Annotated in this window: 21 protein-coding genes; all 21 read left to right on the top strand. The window is 65.5% G+C overall.

What is annotated here, in order from left to right; translation table 11 throughout:
* Positions 1-44: 44 nt before the first annotated feature.
* Complete coding sequence (locus OP498_RS03700; RefSeq protein WP_280547221.1) at positions 45-812, top strand: transporter substrate-binding domain-containing protein; 768 nt, start codon at positions 45-47, stop codon at positions 810-812.
* 118 nt (positions 813-930) lie between these two features.
* Complete coding sequence (locus OP498_RS03695) at positions 931-1602, top strand: amino acid ABC transporter permease (RefSeq protein ID WP_280547222.1); 672 nt, start codon at positions 931-933, stop codon at positions 1600-1602.
* A 12-nt stretch (positions 1603-1614) separates the two neighbouring features.
* The gene (locus tag OP498_RS03690; protein ID WP_280547223.1) at positions 1615-2388 is read left to right on the top strand and encodes an amino acid ABC transporter ATP-binding protein; all 774 of its coding nucleotides are present in this window, start codon (positions 1615-1617) and stop codon (positions 2386-2388) included.
* A gap of 532 nt (positions 2389-2920) precedes the next feature.
* Positions 2921-4825 carry a tRNA uridine-5-carboxymethylaminomethyl(34) synthesis enzyme MnmG gene (mnmG, locus tag OP498_RS03685; RefSeq protein ID WP_280552594.1) on the top strand — a complete coding sequence of 635 codons (1905 nt, stop codon included), beginning with the start codon at positions 2921-2923 and terminating at the stop codon, positions 4823-4825.
* Positions 4822-5478, top strand: coding sequence for a 16S rRNA (guanine(527)-N(7))-methyltransferase RsmG (gene rsmG, locus OP498_RS03680; RefSeq protein WP_280552592.1), 657 nt, complete (start codon positions 4822-4824; stop codon positions 5476-5478). Before mnmG ends, rsmG begins: the two co-directional genes overlap by 4 nt.
* A 37-nt stretch (positions 5479-5515) precedes the next feature.
* Positions 5516-6286 carry a ParA family protein gene (locus OP498_RS03675; RefSeq protein ID WP_280547227.1) on the top strand — a complete coding sequence of 257 codons (771 nt, stop codon included), beginning with the start codon at positions 5516-5518 and terminating at the stop codon, positions 6284-6286.
* Between the two features lie 41 nt (positions 6287-6327).
* Positions 6328-7242, top strand: coding sequence for a ParB/RepB/Spo0J family partition protein (locus tag OP498_RS03670; protein ID WP_280547229.1), 915 nt, complete (start codon positions 6328-6330; stop codon positions 7240-7242).
* A gap of 226 nt (positions 7243-7468) precedes the next feature.
* Positions 7469-7855 carry an ATP synthase subunit I gene (locus OP498_RS03665; protein WP_280552590.1) on the top strand — a complete coding sequence of 129 codons (387 nt, stop codon included), beginning with the start codon at positions 7469-7471 and terminating at the stop codon, positions 7853-7855.
* Between the two features lie 14 nt (positions 7856-7869).
* Positions 7870-8733 (top strand): F0F1 ATP synthase subunit A, encoded by an 864-nt coding sequence (gene atpB, locus OP498_RS03660; protein WP_280547232.1) that lies wholly within the window; start codon positions 7870-7872, stop codon positions 8731-8733.
* A gap of 62 nt (positions 8734-8795) precedes the next feature.
* Positions 8796-9044 carry a F0F1 ATP synthase subunit C gene (atpE, locus tag OP498_RS03655; RefSeq protein ID WP_071943354.1) on the top strand — a complete coding sequence of 83 codons (249 nt, stop codon included), beginning with the start codon at positions 8796-8798 and terminating at the stop codon, positions 9042-9044.
* Between the two features lie 64 nt (positions 9045-9108).
* Positions 9109-9579: a F0F1 ATP synthase subunit B gene (locus OP498_RS03650; protein WP_280547233.1), complete on the top strand. Its 471-nt coding sequence runs from the start codon at positions 9109-9111 to the stop codon at positions 9577-9579.
* An 11-nt stretch (positions 9580-9590) separates the two neighbouring features.
* Positions 9591-10130, top strand: coding sequence for a F0F1 ATP synthase subunit delta (locus OP498_RS03645; protein WP_280547234.1), 540 nt, complete (start codon positions 9591-9593; stop codon positions 10128-10130).
* A 16-nt stretch (positions 10131-10146) separates the two neighbouring features.
* Positions 10147-11691, top strand: coding sequence for a F0F1 ATP synthase subunit alpha (atpA, locus tag OP498_RS03640; protein ID WP_280547236.1), 1545 nt, complete (start codon positions 10147-10149; stop codon positions 11689-11691).
* Between the two features lie 71 nt (positions 11692-11762).
* Positions 11763-12644 carry a F0F1 ATP synthase subunit gamma gene (gene atpG, locus OP498_RS03635; RefSeq protein ID WP_280547237.1) on the top strand — a complete coding sequence of 294 codons (882 nt, stop codon included), beginning with the start codon at positions 11763-11765 and terminating at the stop codon, positions 12642-12644.
* 65 nt (positions 12645-12709) lie between these two features.
* A complete protein-coding gene (gene atpD / locus OP498_RS03630) occupies positions 12710-14086 on the top strand; it encodes a F0F1 ATP synthase subunit beta (protein WP_280547238.1) in 1377 nt (458 codons plus the stop codon).
* 24 nt (positions 14087-14110) lie between these two features.
* Positions 14111-14539 carry a F0F1 ATP synthase subunit epsilon gene (locus OP498_RS03625; RefSeq protein WP_280547240.1) on the top strand — a complete coding sequence of 143 codons (429 nt, stop codon included), beginning with the start codon at positions 14111-14113 and terminating at the stop codon, positions 14537-14539.
* Between the two features lie 127 nt (positions 14540-14666).
* Positions 14667-16043, top strand: a complete 1377-nt coding sequence (mgtE, locus tag OP498_RS03620; RefSeq protein ID WP_280552588.1) for a magnesium transporter — start codon at positions 14667-14669, stop codon at positions 16041-16043.
* An 87-nt stretch (positions 16044-16130) separates the two neighbouring features.
* The gene (locus OP498_RS03615) at positions 16131-16934 is read left to right on the top strand and encodes an undecaprenyl-diphosphate phosphatase (RefSeq protein ID WP_280552586.1); all 804 of its coding nucleotides are present in this window, start codon (positions 16131-16133) and stop codon (positions 16932-16934) included.
* A gap of 1 nt (position 16935) precedes the next feature.
* The gene (locus OP498_RS03610; RefSeq protein WP_280552584.1) at positions 16936-18048 is read left to right on the top strand and encodes an FAD:protein FMN transferase; all 1113 of its coding nucleotides are present in this window, start codon (positions 16936-16938) and stop codon (positions 18046-18048) included.
* Positions 18049-18081: 33 nt separating this feature from the next.
* Entirely contained in the window at positions 18082-19449 is a 1368-nt protein-coding gene (gene glmU, locus OP498_RS03605) for a bifunctional UDP-N-acetylglucosamine diphosphorylase/glucosamine-1-phosphate N-acetyltransferase GlmU (RefSeq protein ID WP_280552582.1), read from the top strand.
* A gap of 11 nt (positions 19450-19460) precedes the next feature.
* Complete coding sequence (glmS, locus tag OP498_RS03600; RefSeq protein ID WP_280552578.1) at positions 19461-21296, top strand: glutamine--fructose-6-phosphate transaminase (isomerizing); 1836 nt, start codon at positions 19461-19463, stop codon at positions 21294-21296.
* The last annotated feature ends 151 nt before the right edge of the window (positions 21297-21447 follow it).

Below are 21447 nucleotides of genomic sequence, written 5' to 3'. Positions count from 1 at the left end.
GGTTTAAGGCGTACTCCACAATAAATTCTTCCATGGGGAATCGTATGAAACGCCAACTGAAGACCGCCTCCCTGGCCGCCAGCGTCGCTTTCGGGCTAGGGCTTTCCGGTATGACCAACGCCGACAACCACGTCCTCGAAGTCGTCACCGACCCGAGTTTCGTGCCCTTCGAGATGATGGACCAGGAGACCGGCGAGATGGTCGGCTTCGATATGGACATCATCAGCGAGCTGGCCGAGCGTGCCGGCTTCGAGTACAACCTGCGCACGATGGACTTCAACGGCATCATCCCCGCCGTGCAGACCGGTAACGTCGACATCGCCATCGCCGGCATCACCATCACCGAGGAGCGTGCCGAGATCGTCGACTTCTCCGACCCCTACTACGACAGCGGCTTGCGGATCCTGATCGGTGCCAACGACGACAGCGTCCAGGGGATCGAGGACCTGAAGGGCAAGAAGATCGGCACCAAGGTCGGCTCCACCAGCTACGACTTCCTCGATGAGAACCTGGGCGACGAGGCCGACATCACCCCCTATCCGGGCAGCAGCGACATGTACATGGCCCTGCTCGGCGGCAGTGTCGATGCCGTCTTCTACGATGCTCCCAACGTCGGCTACTTCTCCAAGACCCGTGGCGAGGGTCGCGTCAAGGTCGTGGGGGATCTCTACGAGGGCCAGCAGTACGGCATCGTCTTCGTCAAGGGCAGCGAGTGGGTCGAGCCCGTCAACGAGGCCCTGGCCGAGATGAAGGAAGACGGCACCTACGACGAGATCCACGCCAAGTGGTTCGGTAGCGCCAGCGGCGAATGATGCCCTTCGCCTCCTGATCGCGTGATCGCGGGGCCGGGTCGAGTGCCCGGCCCCGTTGCGTTGCGAATCCGGCACGCTCCCCCCTGTCGTCACCCCTGCGTCTTGACGGAGAAACCTTGTGGACGTCACCTTCCAATTCGACTGGCAGGCGGCCTTTGCCTCCATTCCCTTCCTGCTCAAGGGTATCCCCTATACCCTGCTGATCTCCTTCGGTGGCCTGGCCATCGGTTTCCTGATCGGCATCCTCTTCGGCCTGCTGCGCATCAGTCGCCTCGCATGGCTGAAGATCCCGGCCGTGGCCTACATCGAGATCTTCCGCGGCACCCCGGTGCTGGTGCAGGTGCTGTTCATCTTCTATGGCCTGCCGCAGCTGCTGGGCGGCCCGATCAACGCCCTGGTGGCCGGTATCGCCGCCATCGCCGTCAACTCCGGCGCCTACATCTCGGAGATCGTGCGCGGCGGCGTGCAGTCCATCGAGCGCGGCCAGCGCGAGGCAGGCCTGTCGCTAGGCCTGTCACGCCGCCAGACCTTCCGCTACATCATCTGGCCCCAGGCCTTCCGGCGCATGATCCCGTCGCTGGGTAACCAGGGCATCATCAGCATCAAGGACACCTCGCTGTTCTCGGTGATCGGGGTCGGCGAGCTGGTCCGCCAGGGCCAGGTCTATATCGCCACCACCTTCAACGCCCTGGAGGTCTACCTGATGGTCGCCCTGCTCTATCTGGCGATCACCCTGACCCTCTCGTTTGCGCTACGCCAGCTGGAGCGCAGGGGCCTGGTCGGACAATAAGGAACGCGCGACATGAACCAAGACAAGTCCCCTTCCGGCGCCGACCCCATCGTGCGCATGGACAAGGTCAACAAGCACTTCGGTGACCTACACGTGCTGAAGGACATCGACCTGGCGGTCTCCCCCGGCGAGGTCGTGGTGATCATCGGTGCCAGCGGCTCGGGCAAGTCGACACTGATCCGCTGCATCAACGGCCTCGAGGAGTTCCAGCAGGGCTATCTGGAGGTCGATGGCAGCCAACTGGTGCCCTACGGCAAGGCCTCGGCGGCGCTGCAGAAGATCCGCACCGAGGTCGGCATGGTCTTCCAGCAGTTCAACCTCTTCCCGCACCTGAGCGTGCTCGACAACGTCAGCCTGGCGCCCATGAAGGTGCGTGGCTGGAGCCGTGCGGATGCCGTCGAGACGGCCGAACGACTGCTCGAGCGGGTCGGCATCAGCGACCAGGCGGCCAAACATCCCGGACAGCTCTCCGGCGGTCAGCAGCAGCGTGTAGCCCTGGCACGTGCCCTGGCCATGGAGCCGCGCCTGATGCTGTTCGACGAGCCGACCTCGGCGCTCGACCCGGAGATGATCGGCGAGGTCCTCGATGCCATGCGTGAGCTGGCGCGAGAGGGCATGACCATGATGATCGTCACCCACGAGATGGGCTTCGCACGGGAGGTCGCCGACCGGGTGATCTTCATCCACCAGGGCGAGATCGCCGAGGAGGGCCCCCCCGAAGAGGTCCTGGATCACCCCCGCAACAAACCGACCCAGCAGTTCCTTTCGAGGGTGCTCAAGCACTGATTCTCCCTTCCTCGCAGTGTTCTGGAGAGGCCCTGTCGTTATCGACAGGGCCTTTTTTTGTCTGTGGACAGAAACTCCGGAAAACCGGACCCAATCAGCCTCTAGCCCCCGCCGTGCTGGGCAATGGACGGATCACCGCAGCTTGTTCACAGTCACGGTGACAAGCCGGGTAGGCAACGGTGGATAAGCGGTGCCCGAGTCCCGCTGTGGATAAGCGAGCTTTCCATCCACAGGCTCCCGACACCTCGTCCGCAGGCAGTTAGCTTTCTTTCCCTCCAGGAGTCAACACCACAACGTGTTGAAATTATTTGATTTAATTCGGTTATCCACGGAAAATGTCCACACCAGTAGTTACTACAACAACAGAACTTCTCTTTATATTCTGTTTAATTGTTTATGAAGAGAGCCAGCGATCGCCGGCATGGTCAATCGGGTGTGGAAAACCCTGACGATTACCCACAGGAGGTTTATACTGGCCCGCTGATTTCCACTCCTGACTGCAATATCGGCGCCATGCGCCACGAGGTGACCCTTGGAGTATCCCGACCGCTTTGACGTCATCGTCATCGGCGGCGGCCATGCCGGAACCGAAGCCGCCCTGGCCTCGGCCCGGACGGGCTGCCGGACCCTGCTGCTGACCCACAACATCGAGACCCTCGGCCAGATGTCCTGCAATCCCGCCATCGGCGGGATCGGCAAGAGCCACCTGGTCAAGGAGATCGATGCGCTGGGCGGTGCCATGGGATTGGCAACCGACCTGGGAGGTATCCAGTTTCGCGTGCTCAATGCCCGCAAGGGGCCGGCGGTTCGGGCCACGCGGGCCCAGGCCGACCGAGTCCGCTACAAGGCCGCGATCCGCAGCATGCTGGAGAACCAGGCCAACCTGACCCTGTTCCAGCAGGCGGCGGGCGACCTGATCGTCGAGGGCGATAGCGTGCGTGGCGTGGTCACCGAGACCGGCATCCGCTTCCTGGCCGAGACCGTAGTGCTGTGCACCGGAACCTTCCTCGGCGGGGTGATCCATATCGGCCTCGACACCAGCCGTGGCGGCCGCGCCGGCGATCCACCCTCCAATGCCCTCGCCGAACGGCTGCGGTCGCTGCCGTTCAGGGTCGACCGCCTGAAGACGGGAACGCCGCCCCGGCTCGATGGCAAGAGCGTCGATTTCTCGCGCCTCGAGGAGCAACCCGGCGACAGCCCGACGCCGGTGATGTCCTACCTCGGCAACCGCGAGATGCACCCTCGCCAGGCGAGCTGTCATATCGCGCACACCAACGAGCGCACCCACGAGATCATCCTCGCCAACCTGGATCGTTCGCCGATGTACTCGGGGGTGATCGAGGGGGTCGGGCCACGCTACTGCCCGTCCATCGAGGACAAGGTGCATCGCTTCGCTGACAAGGCCAGCCACCAGGTGTTCGTCGAGCCGGAAGGGCTCGATACCCACGAGCTCTACCCCAACGGCATCTCCACCTCGCTGCCCTTCGACGTGCAGTTGCAGGTGGTTCGCTCCATCACGGGGCTGGAGAACGCCCATATCACCCGGCCGGGCTACGCCATCGAGTACGACTTCTTCGATCCCCGGGACCTGCGCCACTCGCTGGAAACGACGTTTATCCACAACCTGTATTTCGCCGGCCAGATCAATGGCACCACCGGCTACGAGGAGGCGGGTGCCCAGGGGCTGCTGGCCGGCCTCAATGCCGCTCGGCGGGCCCGTGGGTTGGAGGCCTGGTCACCGCGCCGCGACGAGGCCTACCTGGGCGTGCTGATCGATGACCTGATCACCCTGGGGACCAAGGAGCCCTACCGCATGTTCACCTCGCGGGCCGAATACCGCCTGCTGCTGCGCGAGGACAACGCCGACATGCGGCTCACCGAGACCGGTCGCGAACTGGGACTCGTCGATGATGCCCGCTGGTCGGCCTTTGCGGCCAAGCGCGAGACGGTGGAGCGCGAGAGCGCGCGTCTCCGGGCCAGCTGGGTGCAGCCGGGGTCCCCTGCCGCCGCTCGGGTCGAGGCCAGGACCGGCACGCCGCTTTCTCGCGAATACAGCCTGATGGACCTGCTGCGGCGCCCGGAGCTCGCCTATGGCGACCTCGCCGACCTGCCCGGCATCGAGGGGCAGGCGGTCGAGGACGAGGCGGCGGCCGACCAGGTGCAGATCCAGGCCAAGTACCAGGGCTACATCGAGCGACAGCAGAACGAGATCGACAAGCTCAAGCGCCACGAGGCCACGCCGTTGCCCGATGATCTCGACTACCAGCGCGTCGAGGGGCTATCCAACGAGATTCGCCAGAAGCTCGAGGAAACGCGCCCCGAGACCCTAGCCCAGGCCGGGCGTATCTCCGGCGTGACCCCGGCGGCGGTCTCGATCCTGCTGATCCACCTCAAGAAACGCCGGCTGCTCGACGACAGCCGGGCGGCCAGCGCATGACGTCAGGCGAGCGGAGCCTCGAGGCTCGCCTGGACGGCGGGCTTGCGGCGCTGGGTATCGCCGTGGAGGGGGAGCAGCGCCATCAACTGCTGGCGCTGGTGGGACTGTTGCACAAGTGGAACCGCGCCTATAACCTCACCGCGGTACGCACGCCGGAGGAGATGGTGACCCGCCACCTCCTCGACAGTGCCGCGGTGCTGCCCTTCATCCGGGGACCGGAGCTGCTCGACGTGGGCTCGGGACCGGGCCTGCCGGGCCTGGTGCTGGCGATCCTCGAGCCGAGTCTTTCCGTCACGCTGCTCGACAGCAACGGCAAGAAGGTGCGCTTCCAGCGCCAGGCCGTGATGGAGCTGGGCCTGGGCAACGTCACGCCGGTACAGGCCAGGGTCGAAGCCTTCGACCCTGTTCCCGGGGGCCATGCCCAGGTGATCTCGCGGGCCTTCTCGAGCCTGGTCGATTTCATCGCGCTGACCGCGAGCCTGGTGGCCCCGGGTGGTGAATGGCTGGCCATGAAGGGCCCCGCCGTGGATGATGAATTGGCCGAACTGCCCGAGAACATCGTCGTGGCGGCACGACACGACCTCGCAGTGCCCTACGAGAACGGCGGCCGACAGCTCGTGGTCCTTCGACACCGGGACGTGACCCAGGCCTGACACAGAGGCGTCTGTTTCCCCAGCAAGGGAGTTGCCCGTGACCAAGATCATAGCCTTGACCAACCAGAAGGGCGGCGTGGGCAAGACCACCACCGCCGTCAACCTCGCCGCCAGCCTGGCATCCCTGGATCGCCGCGTGTTGCTGGTCGACCTGGACCCCCAGGGACATGCCACCATGGGCAGCGGCGCCGACAAGCATGATCTGGATGGCAGCGTGCTCGACGTGGTGCTGGGCGAGAAGCGGCCCACCGAGGTGATCCTCGATTGTCCGCAGGCGGGCTATGCGCTGCTGCCCGGCAACGGCGATCTGACCGCCGCCGAGGTCGAGCTGCTCGACCGCCGTGAGGGGCGCGAGCGCTGCCTGGTCAAGGCCCTGGAGGAGGTGGCCGGCGAATATGACGTGGTGCTGATCGACTGTCCGCCGTCGCTGAACATGCTCACCGTCAATGCCCTGACCGCCGCCGACGGCGTGCTGATCCCCTTGCAGTGCGAGTTCTACGCCCTGGAAGGGCTGTCGGCGCTGCTCGACACCGTGGAGCAGATCAAGGATAGCGTGAATCCCCAGATCGAGATCTATGGGATCCTGCGCACCATGTTCGATGCTCGCAACAGCCTGACCCGCGACATCAGCAAGCAGCTGCGCGACTACTTCGGCGATGCACTGCTCAAGACCACGATCCCGCGCAATGTGCGGGTCGCCGAGGCCCCGAGCCACGGGTTGCCGGTGACCAAGTATGCCCGCTTCTCGCGCGGCAGCCAGGCCCACCGGGTGCTGGCCAAGGAACTGATCCGGCGCCTGTCGCTGTAGGCCGGCCGCCGAATACCGCAGGTAGTGATGAGGGAATGTCGATGACGCGTAAACGCGCCCTGGGACGCGGCCTGGATGCCCTGATCGGTGCCAATGCCCGCCGTCGTGAAAGCCTTGACCTGCCCGAGGTCGATACGAGCGAGGCCACGCCGGTCGCGGAATCGCCGGAGAGCCCCGCCGAGGAGCGCCTCGAAAGGCTGCCACTGGGGCAGCTCACCCGCGGCAAGTACCAGCCGCGTCGTGACATCCAGCCCGAGGCCCTCGAGGAGCTGGCCGATTCGATTCGTGCCCAGGGCGTGATGCAGCCCATCGTGGTCCGTCCCGTCGGCGAGGCGCGCTACGAGATCATCGCCGGCGAGCGTCGCTGGCGCGCCGCCCAGCTTGCCGAGCTCGACATGATCCCCGCGGTGATCCGCGAGGTCAGCGACGAGGTGGCCCTGGCGCTGGCGCTGATCGAGAACATTCAGCGCGAGGACCTTAACCCCGTCGAGGAGGCGATGGCCCTCAAGCAGCTGCTCGAGGAGTTCGCCCTCACCCAGCAGCAGGTGGCCGATGCCGTGGGCCGTTCCCGTGCCCAGGTGGCCAACCTGCTGCGGCTGCTGACGCTGGACCCCGAGGTACAGACGCTGCTCGAGCGCGGTGACCTGGACATGGGCCACGCCCGGGCGCTGCTGGCCCTCTCCGGGGCGCATCAGCGCAAGGCCGCTCATGAGGTGGTCAACAAGGATCTCACGGTCCGTGACACCGAGGCGCTGGTCAAGCGCCTGGCCAACGGGGAGCCCGCCAAGCCGCGGCGCGAGGCGCCGTCCGCGGACGTGGCCGGCCTCGAGACGCGACTCGCCGAGGTGCTTGGGGCGCCGGTGAAGATCCAGCACGGGCGGGGCGGCAAGGGACGGGTGACCATCCGCTACGCCAGCCTCGATGAGCTCGATGGCATCCTCGAGCACATCCGCTGACCGATGGTGTGACCGGTAGTGCGAGTCACTTCGCACGCTAAGCATAGTGGCCGAATTTATCGACATTTAGTCGTAGACCAATGCGATATCGCGCGCGTTGGCGGCTTTCTTGGTTGAAGCCTGGTGGGGGCTTCCCTATAATCGCGCCGGACTGTCCAATGGCGCTGCCCTGGTGGTCATGGGGTACTTCAAGGCGCAGTGACGTGGCAACTTCAGGGGTAAGCCGATGGCAGCCAGCATCAAGCCTCCACGCTTCCAGAACCTGCTTCTGGCCCAGCTGGTCACGGCCAGCCTGATGACGAGTTTCGGTGCATGGCTAGGTGGTGTGCCGGTTGCCATGTCGGCATTGCTTGGTGGGGCGGTGGCCTTGCTTCCCAACGCCTATTTTGCCTGGCGCATGTTCCGCTACCAGGGCGCTCGGTACACGAAACAGATCGTCAACAGCTTCTACAAGGCTGAGTCTGGAAAGTTTGGTTTGACGGCGGCATTGTTCATATTGGTGTTCATCTCAGTGCCCCCCTCTAACCCCGCTTTCTTCTTTGGCGCATACGTGGTGACGCTGTTCGCGCACTGGCTGAGTCCCTGGCTGATGCAGCGTCCGTCACACACCTGAAATCGAGGCAGCTCATGGCAGGCAACAATCCGACTCCCACGGAGTATATCCAGCACCACCTGCAGAACCTGACCTTCGGGTACCACCCGGAAAACGGTTGGTCGATTGCCCATTCCGCCCAGGAGGCCTCCGATATGGGGTTCTGGGCCCTGCATCTCGACACCCTGGGCTGGTCCATCGGTCTCGGTTTGGTGTTCCTGTGGCTGTTTCGAAAAGTTGGCAAGGCCGCAACCACAGGGATTCCGGGCGGGGTGCAGAACTTTGTCGAGCTGATGGTCGAGTTCGTCGACAACTCCGTGAAGGACACCTTCCACGGCAACAGCAAGCTGGTCGCGCCGCTGGCACTGACGATCTTCTGCTGGGTCTTCCTGATGAACCTGATGGACCTGGTGCCGGTGGACTTCCTGCCGATGCTGGCCCAGAAGGTGGGGGTCATGTTCGGGGCTGATCCCGCGCACGTCTACTTCAAGGTGGTGCCGACCACCGATGTCAACGCCACCCTGGGCATGGCACTGTCGGTCTTCGCCCTGCTCATCTTCTACACCATCCGCGAGAAGGGTTTCTCGGGCTTCATCGGCGAGCTGACCCTGCACCCGTTCAACTCCCCGAACAAGTTGGTGCAGGCGCTGTTCGTGCCGGTCAACTTCCTGCTCGAGACGGTGACCCTGATCGCCAAGCCGATTTCACTGGCGCTGCGTCTTTTCGGCAATCTCTATGCCGGTGAACTGATCTTCATCCTGATCGCGATGATCGGTCTCTGGCAGCTGCCCCTGCACTTCACCTGGGCGGTGTTCCATATCCTGGTCATCACCCTGCAAGCCTTCATCTTCATGATGCTGACCATCGTCTATCTTGCGATGGCGGTGGAAAAGCACTGACCATCTCTCAACCTGCTAGACCATCAACCCATAAACCACTCGACTGAAACTGGAGAACCACCATGGAAGCACAAGTTTTGGGTCTGACCGCGATCGCCGTGTCCCTGCTGATCGGCCTGGGTGCCCTCGGCACCGCTATCGGCTTCGGTATCCTGGGCGGCAAGTTCCTGGAAGGCGCCGCACGCCAGCCGGAAATGATCCCGATGCTGCAGGTCAAGATGTTCATCGTCGCCGGCCTGCTGGACGCCGTGACCATGATCGGTGTGGGTATCGCGCTGTTCTTCACCTTCGCCAACCCGTTTGTCGGTTAACGCACGACGGTCGCAAGACCCGTCGTGACGATAACCCCAAACCTGTGACGCGAGAGGTGCTGGCGTGAACCTGAACCTAACCCTGATCGGCCAGGCTATCGCCTTTGCGTTCTTCGTCTGGTTCTGCATGAAGTTTGTCTGGCCTCCGGTCACGCAGGCTCTGCAGGAACGCCAGAAGAAGATCGCCGATGGCCTGGATGCTGCCAGCCGTGCATCACGCGATCTCGAACTGGCCGAAGAACAGGTCAATGAGACGCTGCGTGAGAGCAAGGAACAGGCGGCCGAAATCCTGGAGCAGGCCCACAAGCGGTCCAACCAGATGATCGACGAGGCACGTGAGCAGGCCCGCCAGGAAGGCGAGCGCATGATCACTAGCGCCAAGTCCGAGATTGAGCAGGAAGTGAACCGCGCGAAGGATGAGCTGCGTGTACAGGTATCGCGACTCGCCATCTTGGGTGCGGAGCGAATCCTGGAATCCTCCATCGACGAGAAGCAACACGGCAAGCTCGTCGACAAACTCGCCAAAGAGCTTTGAGGAGGTGACCCATGGCGGAAACGTCTACCGTCGCGCGACCTTACGCCAAGGCGGCCTTCGAGTACGCTGTTGCGCAGAAGTCGTTGGATGACTGGGCAGGGATGCTGGAGACCGCGGCGCTTGTCGTCGAAGACGACGACATGCAACGCCGCGTGCTCGGCAACCCGAGCCTGTCGAGCACCCAAAAGGCCGATGTGGTCGTCGATGTCTGTGGCGACGCCATGAGCGACGCCGTCCGCAATTTCCTGCGGCTCGTCGGCCAAAAGGGCCGCCTGGCGGCCCTGCCGGCCATCGCCGAGCAGTTTGCGCTGCTCAAGGCCCAGCAGGAGAAGCGCATGGACGTGAATATCGTCTCTGCCTTCCCGCTGGACGATGCGCAGCAGGACAAGCTCGCGAGTGCACTGGCCAAGCGTCTGAACCGCGAAATCTCCATTACCACTCAGGTGGATTCCACCCTCCTGGGAGGCGTCATCCTGCGTGCCGGCGACACCGTCATCGACGGGTCGGTACGTGGTCGATTGAACCGCCTCCACGAGGCCCTTTCCGCCTGAGTTTGAGGGACATGGCATGCAGCAACTGAATCCTTCCGAGATCAGCGACATCATCAAGCAGCGTATCGAGAAGCTGGATGTCGCATCCGAATCCCGCAATCAGGGCACCATCGTCAGCGTTTCCGACGGCATCGTGAAAGTGCACGGCCTCGAGGACGCGATGTTCGGTGAAATGATCGAGTTCCCCGGCAGCATCTTCGGCATGGTGCTCAACCTCGAGCGCGATAACGTCGGCGTCGTGGTCCTTGGCGATTACCTGCAGCTCGAAGAGGGCATGACCGCCCAGTGTACCGGGCGCATCCTCGAGGTGCCGGTGGGTCCCGAACTGGCCGGCCGCGTGGTCGACGCCCTGGGCAACCCCATCGACGGCAAGGGCGACCTCAATACCAAGCTGACCGACGCAGTGGAAAAGGTCGCCCCCGGTGTCATCACTCGTCAGTCCGTCGACGAGCCGATTCAGACCGGCTTCAAGTCCATCGACGCCATGGTGCCGATCGGCCGAGGCCAGCGTGAGCTGATCATCGGCGACCGCCAGATCGGCAAGTCGGCCATTGCCATCGATGCAATCATCAACCAGAAAGGCAAGGGCGTCACCTGCGTCTACGTGGCCATCGGCCAGAAGCAGTCGACCATTGCCAACGTGGTGCGCAAGCTCGAGGAGCACGGCGCCATGGAACACACCATCGTGGTCGCCGCCGGTGCCGCCGATCCGGCCCCGATGCAGTTTCTCGCCGCCTACTCCGGCTGCACCATGGGCGAGTACTTCCGCGACCGCGGTGAAGACGCGATGATCGTCTACGATGATCTGTCCAAGCAGGCCGTGGCCTATCGCCAGGTCTCCCTGCTGCTGCGCCGTCCGCCGGGCCGCGAGGCCTTCCCGGGTGACGTCTTCTACCTCCACTCCCGCCTGCTCGAGCGTGCCGCGCGCGTCAACGTCGACTACGTCGAGAAGTTCACCAATGGCGAGGTGAAGGGCAAGACCGGCTCGCTGACGGCCCTGCCGATCATCGAGACCCAGGGCGGTGACGTTTCGGCCTTCGTGCCGACCAACGTGATCTCCATCACCGACGGTCAGATCTTCCTCGAGACCGACCTGTTCAACTCGGGCATCCGCCCGGCGATCAACGCCGGCCTCTCGGTGTCCCGTGTCGGTGGCTCGGCCCAGACCAAGATCATCAAGAAGCTCGGCGGCAGCGTGCGTCTGGCCTTGGCCCAGTACCGTGAACTGGCGGCCTTCGCCCAGTTCGCCTCCGACCTGGACGAGGCTACCCGCAAGCAGCTCGAGCATGGTCAGCGCGTCACCGAGTTGATGAAGCAGAATCAGTACTCGCCGATGTCCGTGGCCGAGATGGCCCTCTCCCTGTACGCCGCCAACGAGGGCTACCTGGAGGATGTCGAGGTCAACAAGGTGCTGGACTTCGAGCGTTCGCTGCAGGACTTCATGAAGTCCGAGCACGCCGATCTGCTCGACACGATCAACCAGTCCGGCGACTACAGTGACGAGATCAAGGATGGTTTGAAGCAGGGTCTCGAGAAGTTCAAGGCCACTCAGAGCTGGTAATGCCGACGGCCTGCTCCTCCGGGGCGGGCCCTGGAGCTTTCTGAGGGCCACGAACGATAAGGTAGATCGCTATGGCAGCTGCAAAAGAGATACGCACCCAGATCGGGAGCATCAAGAACACGCAGAAGATCACCAGCGCCATGGAAATGGTGGCTGCGTCGAAGATGCGCAAGGCACAGGACCGGATGAAGGCCAGCCAGCCCTATGCCAAGCAGATCCGCAACGTCGTGGGCCATGTCGCCGATGCCAACCCGGAGTACAAGCATCCGTGGATGGACAAGCGCGAGGTCAAGCGGGTCGGCTACATCGTGGTCTCCTCCGACCGCGGGTTGTGCGGTGGCCTCAACGTCAACCTGTTCAAGTCCGTGGTGAAGGATGCCAAGGCCCAGCGTGACCAGGGCGCGGAACTCGACTTCTGTGCCCTGGGCAGCAAGGCCACCAGCTTCTTTCGCAAGTTTGGCGGCAACCTCGTCGCGGCCAAGAGTGGCCTGGGCGAGGCGCCCGATGCGGAGGACCTGATCGGCAGCGCGAAGGTCATGCTGGATGCCTATGACGAGGGCCAGCTGGACCGCCTGTACGTGGTGTATAACGAGTTCGTCAACACCATGACCCAGAAGCCGGTGGTTCGCCAGCTGCTGCCCCTGTCCGCCGAGATGGGGGCGGAAGCGTCCAACGAGGAAAACAAGCGTCCCGGTAGCTGGGACTACCTGTATGAGCCGGATGCCAAGGCGCTGCTGGATAGCCTGTTGGTGCGTTTCGTCGAGGCGCAGGTCTATCAGGCGGTGGTCGAGAACGTGGCCTGCGAGCAGGCCGCTCGCATGATCGCCATGAAGAGTGCCACCGACAACGCCGGCAATCTGATCGACGACCTGGAGCTGGTGTACAACAAGGCCCGTCAGGCGGCCATTACCCAGGAAATCTCCGAGATCGTCGGTGGCGCCGCCGCCGTTTAGCGTCGGGGAGGGCAATGCCCTCCCGGCAAGCAGGTTTCATTTGCAGGTATTTGAGAGGAACCAAGATGAGCGGACGTATCGTACAAATCATCGGCGCGGTGATTGACGTAGAGTTTCCGCGGGACGATGTGCCCAAGGTCTACGACGCGCTGAAGGTCTCGGACACCGGGACCGTTCTCGAGACTCAGCAGCAGCTGGGTGACGGCGTGGTGCGCACCATCGCCATGGGTACGACCGAAGGCCTCAAGCGGGGCCTGGAGGTCACCGGTACCGGTGCCGCTATCTCCGTGCCGGTGGGCAAGGCGACCCTGGGCCGCATCATGAACGTGCTGGGCGAGCCCATCGACGAGGCGGGCGAGATCGGTGAGGACGAGCGCATGCCGATCCACCGCAAGGCGCCGGGCTACGCCGACCAGGCGGCCTCCAACGAGCTGCTCGAGACCGGCATCAAGGTCATCGACCTGGTCTGCCCGTTCGCCAAGGGCGGCAAGGTCGGCCTGTTCGGCGGCGCCGGCGTGGGCAAGACCGTCAACATGATGGAGCTGATCCGCAACATCGCCACCGAGCACAGCGGCTATTCGGTGTTCGCGGGGGTCGGCGAGCGTACCCGTGAGGGTAACGACTTCTATCACGAGATGACCGAGTCCAACGTCATCGACAAGGTGTCGCTGGTCTACGGTCAGATGAACGAGCCGCCCGGCAACCGCCTGCGCGTGGCCTTGACCGGCCTGACCATCGCCGAAAAGTTCCGCGATGAAGGCCGCGACGTGCTGCTGTTCATCGACAACATCTACCGCTATACCCTGGCCGGTACCGAGGTCTCTGCCCTGCTGGGCCGGATGCCCTCCGCAGTGGGCTACCAGCCGACCCTGGCCGAGGAGATGGGTGTGCTCCAGGAGCGCATCACCTCCACCAAGACCGGCTCGATCACCTCCGTGCAGGCCGTCTACGTGCCCGCGGACGACCTGACCGACCCGTCGCCGGCGACCACCTTCTCGCACCTGGACGCCACCGTGGTACTGGCGCGCTCGATCGCCGAGCTGGGGATCTATCCGGCCATCGACCCGCTGGACTCCACTTCGCGTCAGCTCGACCCGCTGGTCGTCGGCGAGGAGCACTACAACATCGCCCGTGGCGTGCAGAACGTGCTGCAGCGCTACAAGGAGCTCAAGGATATCATCGCGATCCTGGGCATGGATGAATTGTCCGACGAGGACAAGTTGTCCGTTTACCGGGCGCGCAAGATCCAGCGTTTCCTGTCGCAGCCATTCTTCGTGGCCGAGGTGTTCACCGGGGCGCCCGGCAAGTACGTGTCCCTGAAAGACACCATCCGTGGCTTCCAGGGCATCCTCGACGGCGAGTACGACGAGCTACCGGAGCAGGCCTTCTACATGGTGGGGACTATCGACGAAGCCGTCGAGAAAGCCAACCAGATGAAGTAATCCCTCCACCTGGGAGACGTCATAATGACGAAAAGCTTCAAGTGCGAGATCGTCAGCGCCGAGTCATCGATCTACTCCGGCACCGCCGAGCAGATCGTGGCAGCCGGTCGCATGGGGGATCTCGGGATCCTGGCCGGCCACGCCCCGCTGCTCACCGAGCTATCGCCGGGTCCGGTACGGATCGTCCATGGCGGAGGTGAGGAAGATCACTTCTACGTCTCGGGTGGCTTCCTCGAGGTGCAGCCCGATGTGGTCACCGTGCTGGCGGACACCGCCGTGCGTGCCGACGACCTGGATGAGGCCGCGGCCGAGGAGGCCCGCCAGCAGGCGCTGAAGGTCATGAGCGACAAGTCCGCTGAGCTCGACTACAGCCGCGCCTCGGCCGAACTGGCCGAAGCCATGGCGCAGCTGCGTACGATTCAGCAACTGCGCAAGAAGGCCGGCAAGGGCTGATCCAGCCTCGTGCCGTCGACTGCGCCCCCCGCACCCAGCGTCCGGGGGGCGTTGTCGTTCCTGGCCAGTGCCTGACCCTTCCTCGCTTTCGGCCGGCCAACGACGCGGCGATCACAGGAGCATAGCCATGTCCCTCGATGACACCCTGCAGCCACATCGCACGGCGCTGTTGACCGCCCTGGAGGAAGAGAATACCGAGCGGCTCGGGGTGCTGCTGCGCGAGCTGCGTGCGGCGGACATCGGTGAGATCGTCGAGGACGCCTTGGGCGAGGAAGAGGAAGGCCTGCCGGTGGCGCTGGCCCTGCTCGACCGCCTGTCCCTCGAGCGGCGTGCCAATGTGCTGGGCTACCTGCCCGGTGAGGAGCAACGGGCGGTCGCCGAGGCGATGGAGGACAAGGCGCTGCTGCTGCTGCTCGAGGAGATGGGCTCCGACGAGCGGACCGACCTGTTCAAGGTGCTGGACGAGGATCGTCGCGAGGCGCTGCTGCGACGCATGGCCCACCGCGAGCGCGAGGAGCTCAAGCGGCTGGCCAGCTACGAGGAGGGCACTGCCGGGGCGATCATGACCTCGGACTACGTGGCCATCCCGACGGGGATGACCGTCTCCCGTGCCCTGATGCGGGTGCGTCAGACGGCCCCGGATGCCGAGACGGTCTACCAGCTCTATATCGTCGACCTGGAAGGGCGCCTGGCCGGCACCCTGTCGCTGCGCCAACTGATGGTGTCGCGCCCCGGGGCCCTGATCGACGACCTGATGATCAAGGACGTGATCAGCGCCAGCGTGGACGAGGCCCAGGAGGAGGTGGCGCGGACCGTCGCCCGCTACGACCTGCTGGCCCTGCCGGTGGTCGACGCCGAACGACGCCTGGTGGGCATCGTCACCCATGACGACGCCATGGACGTGGTCGAGTCCGAGGCCACCGAGGATATCCACAAGGGGATGTCCATCGGCGCGCTGGAGGACGGGGTCAGCCGGGTGCCGCTGTGGAGTCTCTACCGCAAGCGGGTCACCTGGCTGGTGCTGCTGGTGTTCGGCAATCTCTTCTCCGGGGCCGGCATCGCCTACTTCGAGGAGACCATCGCCGCCCAGGTGGCCCTGGTGTTCTTCCTGCCGCTGCTGATCGGCAGCGGCGGCAACGCCGGCGCCCAGGCCGCCACGCTGATGGTGCGCGGCATGGCCACCGGCGACGTGGGCGTCAAGGACTGGGGCAAGCTGCTGGGCCGCGAGCTGTTGGTGGCCGGGTCACTGGGGCTGACCATGGCGCTGGCCGTGGCGCCCATCGGGGTGATGCGCGGCGGCGAGGCGGTGGCAATGGTGGTGGCGGTGAGCATGATCTGCATCGTGCTGTTCGGCAGCCTGCTGGGCATGTGCCTGCCCTTCGTGCTCGACCGCCTGGGCTGGGACCCGGCCACCGCCTCGGCGCCGCTGGTGACCACCGTGATCGATGCCTCGGGGGTAGTGATCTACTTCGGCTTCGCCACCGCCATGCTGTCGGGCGTCTGATCCGGCGACGGCGGACAGCCGGGCCGCGGATGTGTATCCTCTGCTTCCGTCGAGATGTCGGCGCCTTCCACCCACATGGACCGTTTCATGGACTGGCTACAGATCGTTGTCCTCTCGATCGTTCAGGGCTTGACCGAGTTCCTGCCGATCTCCAGCTCCGCCCACCTGATCCTGGTGCCGATCTTCACCGACTGGAGCGACCAGGGCCTGGCCTTCGATGTCGCCCTGCACATCGGCAGCCTGAGCGCGGTGGTGCTCTACTTCCGCCATGAGCTGGTCGGCATGACCACCAGCTGGTGCCGCAGCGTGGCGGGGCGCGGCACCGACGACGAGGCCCGTTTGGCCTGGTGGGTGATCCTGGCCACCATCCCGGTGGGGCTTGCGGGGCTCGCCTTCAAGGACACCATCGAGGTCGTCATGCGCTCGCCGCTGGTCATCGCCGGCGGCCTGATCGTCTTCGGCCTGTTGCTCGCCTATGCCGACTGGCGACGCCGCGGCTCGCGAAACGAGTACCACCTGAGCTGGCAGGACGCCCTCTGGATCGGTCTGGCCCAGGCCCTGGCGCTGATCCCCGGCACCTCCCGTTCCGGCATCACCATGACCGCGGGGCTGCTGCTGGGCCTGAATCGGGAGGGGGCGGCACGCTTCTCCTTCCTGCTGTCGATCCCGGTGATCGTGCTGGCCGGTGGCCTGGAGATCGTCGGGCTCGCTGGCGCCCCCGGACCGGTGGACTGGGGCGCCCTGATCATGGGGGCGCTGCTCTCCGGCGTCAGTGCCTATCTCTGCATCCACTTCTTCCTGGTCTTCATCAAGCGCATCGGCATGCAGCCCTTCGTGGTCTACCGCCTGGTGCTGGGTGTGGCCCTGATCTGGCTCTTCGGAGGCGCCTGACATGACGGTACTGCGACCGATTCTCCTCTCTCTTCTGTTGGGCCTGCTGCTGGTGGGCTGCTCTGAGCGTGATCGGCCGCTGGACTCGCCGGTGACCCTGGAGGGAGAGACCTTCGGGACCTTCTACCAGGTGACCATCGCCGACCCCCTGACCCAGGGGGAGGCCAATGAACTGGAGACAGGCATCCTGGCCGAGCTCGAGGCGGTGGATGCCGCCATGTCGACCTGGCGCAAGGATTCCGAGCTGGTACTGTTCAATCAGGCGCCACTGGGTGAATGGCAACCCCTCTCCGATAACCTGATCGAGGTGATGGCCATCGGCCAGGCCGTGTCGGAGGCCAGCGGTGGGGCCTTCGACATGACCATCGGCGGGCTGGTCAACCTGTGGAGCTTCGGCCCCGAGGCCCGGCCCCGGGAGGTGCCCGATGACGCCACCCTGGCCAAACGACTGGCCGAGATAGGCCCCGGCAGCCTGGAGATCGACGAGCAGGCCTTGCAGGCTCGCCGCCTGCGCGATGTCTTCGTCGATCTCTCCGGGGTCGCCAAGGGCCATGCCACCGACCGGGTGGCGGCCTATCTCGATGGTCAGGGTCTCGAGGACTACCTGGTCAATCTGGGGGGCGAGGTCAGGGTGCGCGGCCATCGCGACGCCGAGTCCGCGCCCTGGCGCATCGGCGTCGAGGTCCCCCGGGATGGCCCCCAGGAGGCCCAGCATGTGCTGCCGTTGGAGGACATCGCGGTGGCGACCTCCGGTGACTATCGCAACTACTTCGAGGAGGACGGTCAGCGCTATTCCCACACCCTGGATCCCCGCACCGGTCGCCCCATCGAGCATCGCCTGGCCTCGGTGAGCGTCGTCCACCCCTCCGACGCCTGGGCCGATGCCTGGGCCACCGCCCTGCTGGTGCTCGGCGAGGAGGCGGGCATGGCGCTGGCTCGGGAGCGCTCGCTCGCGGTGCTGATGCTGGTGCGCCAGGGCGAGGGCTGGGCGAGCCTCGCCAGCCCGGCCTTCGCGGACCATTTCGGCCGCGAGGTCGTCGACGAACTCGGCATCACCGTGGTCGATGACCCGAAGGCCGGCATGGCGGCGGAGGCCGGACGCCCCCTAGAATAGACGGGATCAGACGAACCAGCACAAGGAGTCATGATGACGCTCGACGTGGTGATACTGGCAGCGGGGCAGGGAACCCGCATGCGCTCGACCCGGCCCAAGGTGCTGCATCGGCTGGCCGGCAAGCCGATGGTGCGTCACGTGATCGACACCGCCCGGGGGCTCGAGGCCGAGCGCACCCATGTGGTGGTGGGCCACGGGGCCGAGCAGGTCCGCGAGGCACTGGCCGACTGCCGGGTGCACTTCGCCCTGCAGGCCGAGCAGAAGGGCACCGGCCATGCCGTGGCCCAGACCCTGGAGGCGCTAGGCGAGGGCCGGGTGCTGGTGCTCTACGGCGACGTGCCGCTGATTCGTCGCGAGACCCTGGTCGAGCTGCTGGCCCACGTCGACGACGATCATCTGGGCCTGCTCACCGTGACCCTGGAGGACCCCGCGGGCTACGGGCGCATCCTGCGCAACGCCGCCGGTGAGGTGGTGGCCATCGTCGAGCACAAGGATGCCTCCGAGACCGAGCGGGCCGTGCGCGAGTGCAATACCGGCATCATGGCCATGACCGCCGCCCAGCTGCGGCGCTGGCTGCCGCGTCTCTCCGCCGACAATGCCCAGGGCGAGTACTACCTGACCGACATCATCGCCATGGCCGCCGCCGAGGGCGTGAGCATTGCCACCGCCCAGCCGGCGCGACCGCTGGAGGTCGAAGGCGTCAACAACCGTGCCCAGATGGCCCGCCTGGAGCGCGCCCACCAGCACGACATCGCCGAGCGACTGATGGAGCAGGGGGTGGCCCTCGCCGACCCGTCGCGCCTCGACGTGCGCGGCCGCCTGACCTGCGGCCATGACGTGGAGATCGACGTGGGCTGCGTCTTCGAGGGCGAGGTGGAGCTGGGCGAGGGGGTGCGCATCGGGCCCCACTGCGTGATCCGCGACAGCCATGTCGGCGCCGAGAGCGTGATCGAGCCTCACAGCGTCCTCGACGGGGCGGTGGTGGCCGGCCGCAATCGCATCGGCCCCTTCGCCCGGCTGCGGCCCGGCTCGCGGCTGGCGGTGGGAGCCAAGGTCGGCAACTTCGTCGAGACCAAGAACGTCGAGGTGGGCGAGGGCAGCAAGATCAACCACCTGAGCTATGTGGGCGACGCCCGGCTGGGGCACGATGTCAACGTCGGCGCCGGAACCATCACCTGCAACTACGACGGCGTCAACAAGCACCGCACCGAGATCGGCGACGAGGCCTTCATCGGCTCCAACACGGCGCTGGTGGCGCCGGTCAGCGTCGGCCGTGGCGCCACCGTGGGTGCCGGCTCGACCATCAGCAAGGATGTCGCCGACAACACCCTGGCCGTCTCCCGGGGCCGCCAGGTCAGCAAGGCCGACTGGCCGCGGCCGACCAAGCGCCAGGAACCCTGAGGAGAGGTCATATGTGTGGAATCGTCGGTGCCGTTGCCGAACGCAACGTCCAGGGCATCCTGCTGGAGGGGCTCAAGCGCCTGGAATACCGCGGCTATGACTCAGCCGGCATGGCGGTGCTCGCCCCGGAGGGCCGCCTGCAGCGGCGGCGCGCCCTGGGCAAGGTGGCGGCCCTGGAGGCGCGCCTGGTCGCCGAGCCGCTGCCGGGACGCAGCGGGATCGCCCATACCCGCTGGGCGACCCATGGCCGCCCCAGCGAGGCGAATGCCCATCCCCACCAGTCCGGCGAGCGACTGGCGGTGGTGCACAACGGCATCATCGAGAACCATGAGGCGCTGCGGCGCGAGCTCGCGGCCGAGGGCTACGCCTTCACCTCCGAGACCGACACCGAGGTGATCGCCCACCTGCTGGAGCGGGAGAGCCGCCAGGCCGGGGACCTGCTCACCGCCGTTCGGCGGGTACTGGCCCGGCTGGACGGCGCCTATGCGCTGGGGGTGATCCATGCCGAGGAACCCGACGTCGTCATCGGCGCCCGCAAGGGCAGCCCGCTGGTGGTGGGGGTGGGCATCGACGAGGCCTTCCTGGCCTCCGACCCCCTGGCCCTGCTGCAGGTCACCGACCGCTTCATCTACCTCCAGGAGGGCGATGCGGTGCGCCTCTCCGCCGGCGGGCGCATCGAGGTGTTCGATGCCCGGGGCGTGCCGGTCGAGCGTGAGGTCCAGACCTTCGAGCATGGTGACGGGGCGGCCAGCAAGGGCGACTATCGCCACTTCATGCTCAAGGAGATCCACGAGCAGCCGATGGTGATCGCGGCCGCCCTGGAGGGGCGCCTGGGCGAGCGTTCGGCGCTGATCGAGAGCTTCGGCCCCGAGGCCGAGGCACTCTTCCACCAGGCGAAGCAGATCCACATCGTCGCCTGCGGCACCAGCTACCATGCGGGCATGGTGGCCCGCTACTGGCTGGAGCGCTATGCCGGGGTGCCGGTGCAGGTGGAGGTCGCCTCGGAGTATCGCTATCGCCAGGTGGTGGTGCCCGAGGGGACCCTCTTCGTGACCCTCTCCCAGTCCGGCGAGACCGCCGATACCCTGGCGGCACTGCGCTTCGCCCGAGAGCGCGGCTATCTGGCCAGCCTGGCGATCTGCAACGTGCCGGGCAGCTCGCTGGTGCGCGAGTCGGACCTGACCCTGATGACCCAGGCCGGGCCCGAGATCGGCGTGGCCTCCACCAAGGCCTTCACCACCCAGCTCACCGCCCTGATGCTGCTGACCCTGGCACTGGGCCGGGCGAAGGGGCTCGACGAGCGTGTCCAGGCCGACCTGGTGACGGCACTGCGTGGCCTGCCCGGCCTGGTGGCCCGGGTGCTCGAGCTGGACCCGGCCATCGAGCGGCTCTCCATGGCCTTCGCCGAGAAGCACCATGCCCTCTTCCTGGGCCGCGGCGCCCACTTTCCCATCGCCCTGGAGGGCGCGCTCAAGCTCAAGGAGATCTCCTATATTCATGCCGAGGCCTACCCGGCGGGCGAGCTCAAGCACGGTCCGCTGGCGCTGGTCGACAGCGAGATGCCGGTGATCTCCGTGGCGCCCAATGACGAGTTACTCGACAAGCTCAAGTCCAACCTCCAGGAGGTCCGCGCCCGTGGCGGCGAGCTCTTCGTCTTCGCCGACGAGCAGGTGGGGCTGAACGAGGAGGAGCACGTGCACGTGCTGCGCCTGCCCCATGTGCACGAGGCGCTGGCGCCGATCCTCTTTACCGTGCCGCTGCAGCTGCTCAGCTACCACGTGGCGGTGCTCAAGGGCACCGACGTGGACCAGCCGCGCAACCTGGCCAAGTCCGTCACCGTGGAGTGAGGCCGCTGGATGCACGGCTCGGCCCGATGATGGTTCAGCTGTCCCGGGAATTCTTCCACAAGAGACGAGCCGAAAAGGCCCTCAACCGAATGTTGATAACTTACGGCGCGAACCGCGCGACGCTCGACGTGAGACCGCTTTTCGCCACCTC

It is taken from the genome of Halomonas sp. 25-S5, from assembly GCF_029889845.1.
GTDB lineage: Bacteria > Pseudomonadota > Gammaproteobacteria > Pseudomonadales > Halomonadaceae > Halomonas.
This window is presented reverse-complemented; position numbering and strand designations above follow the sequence as displayed.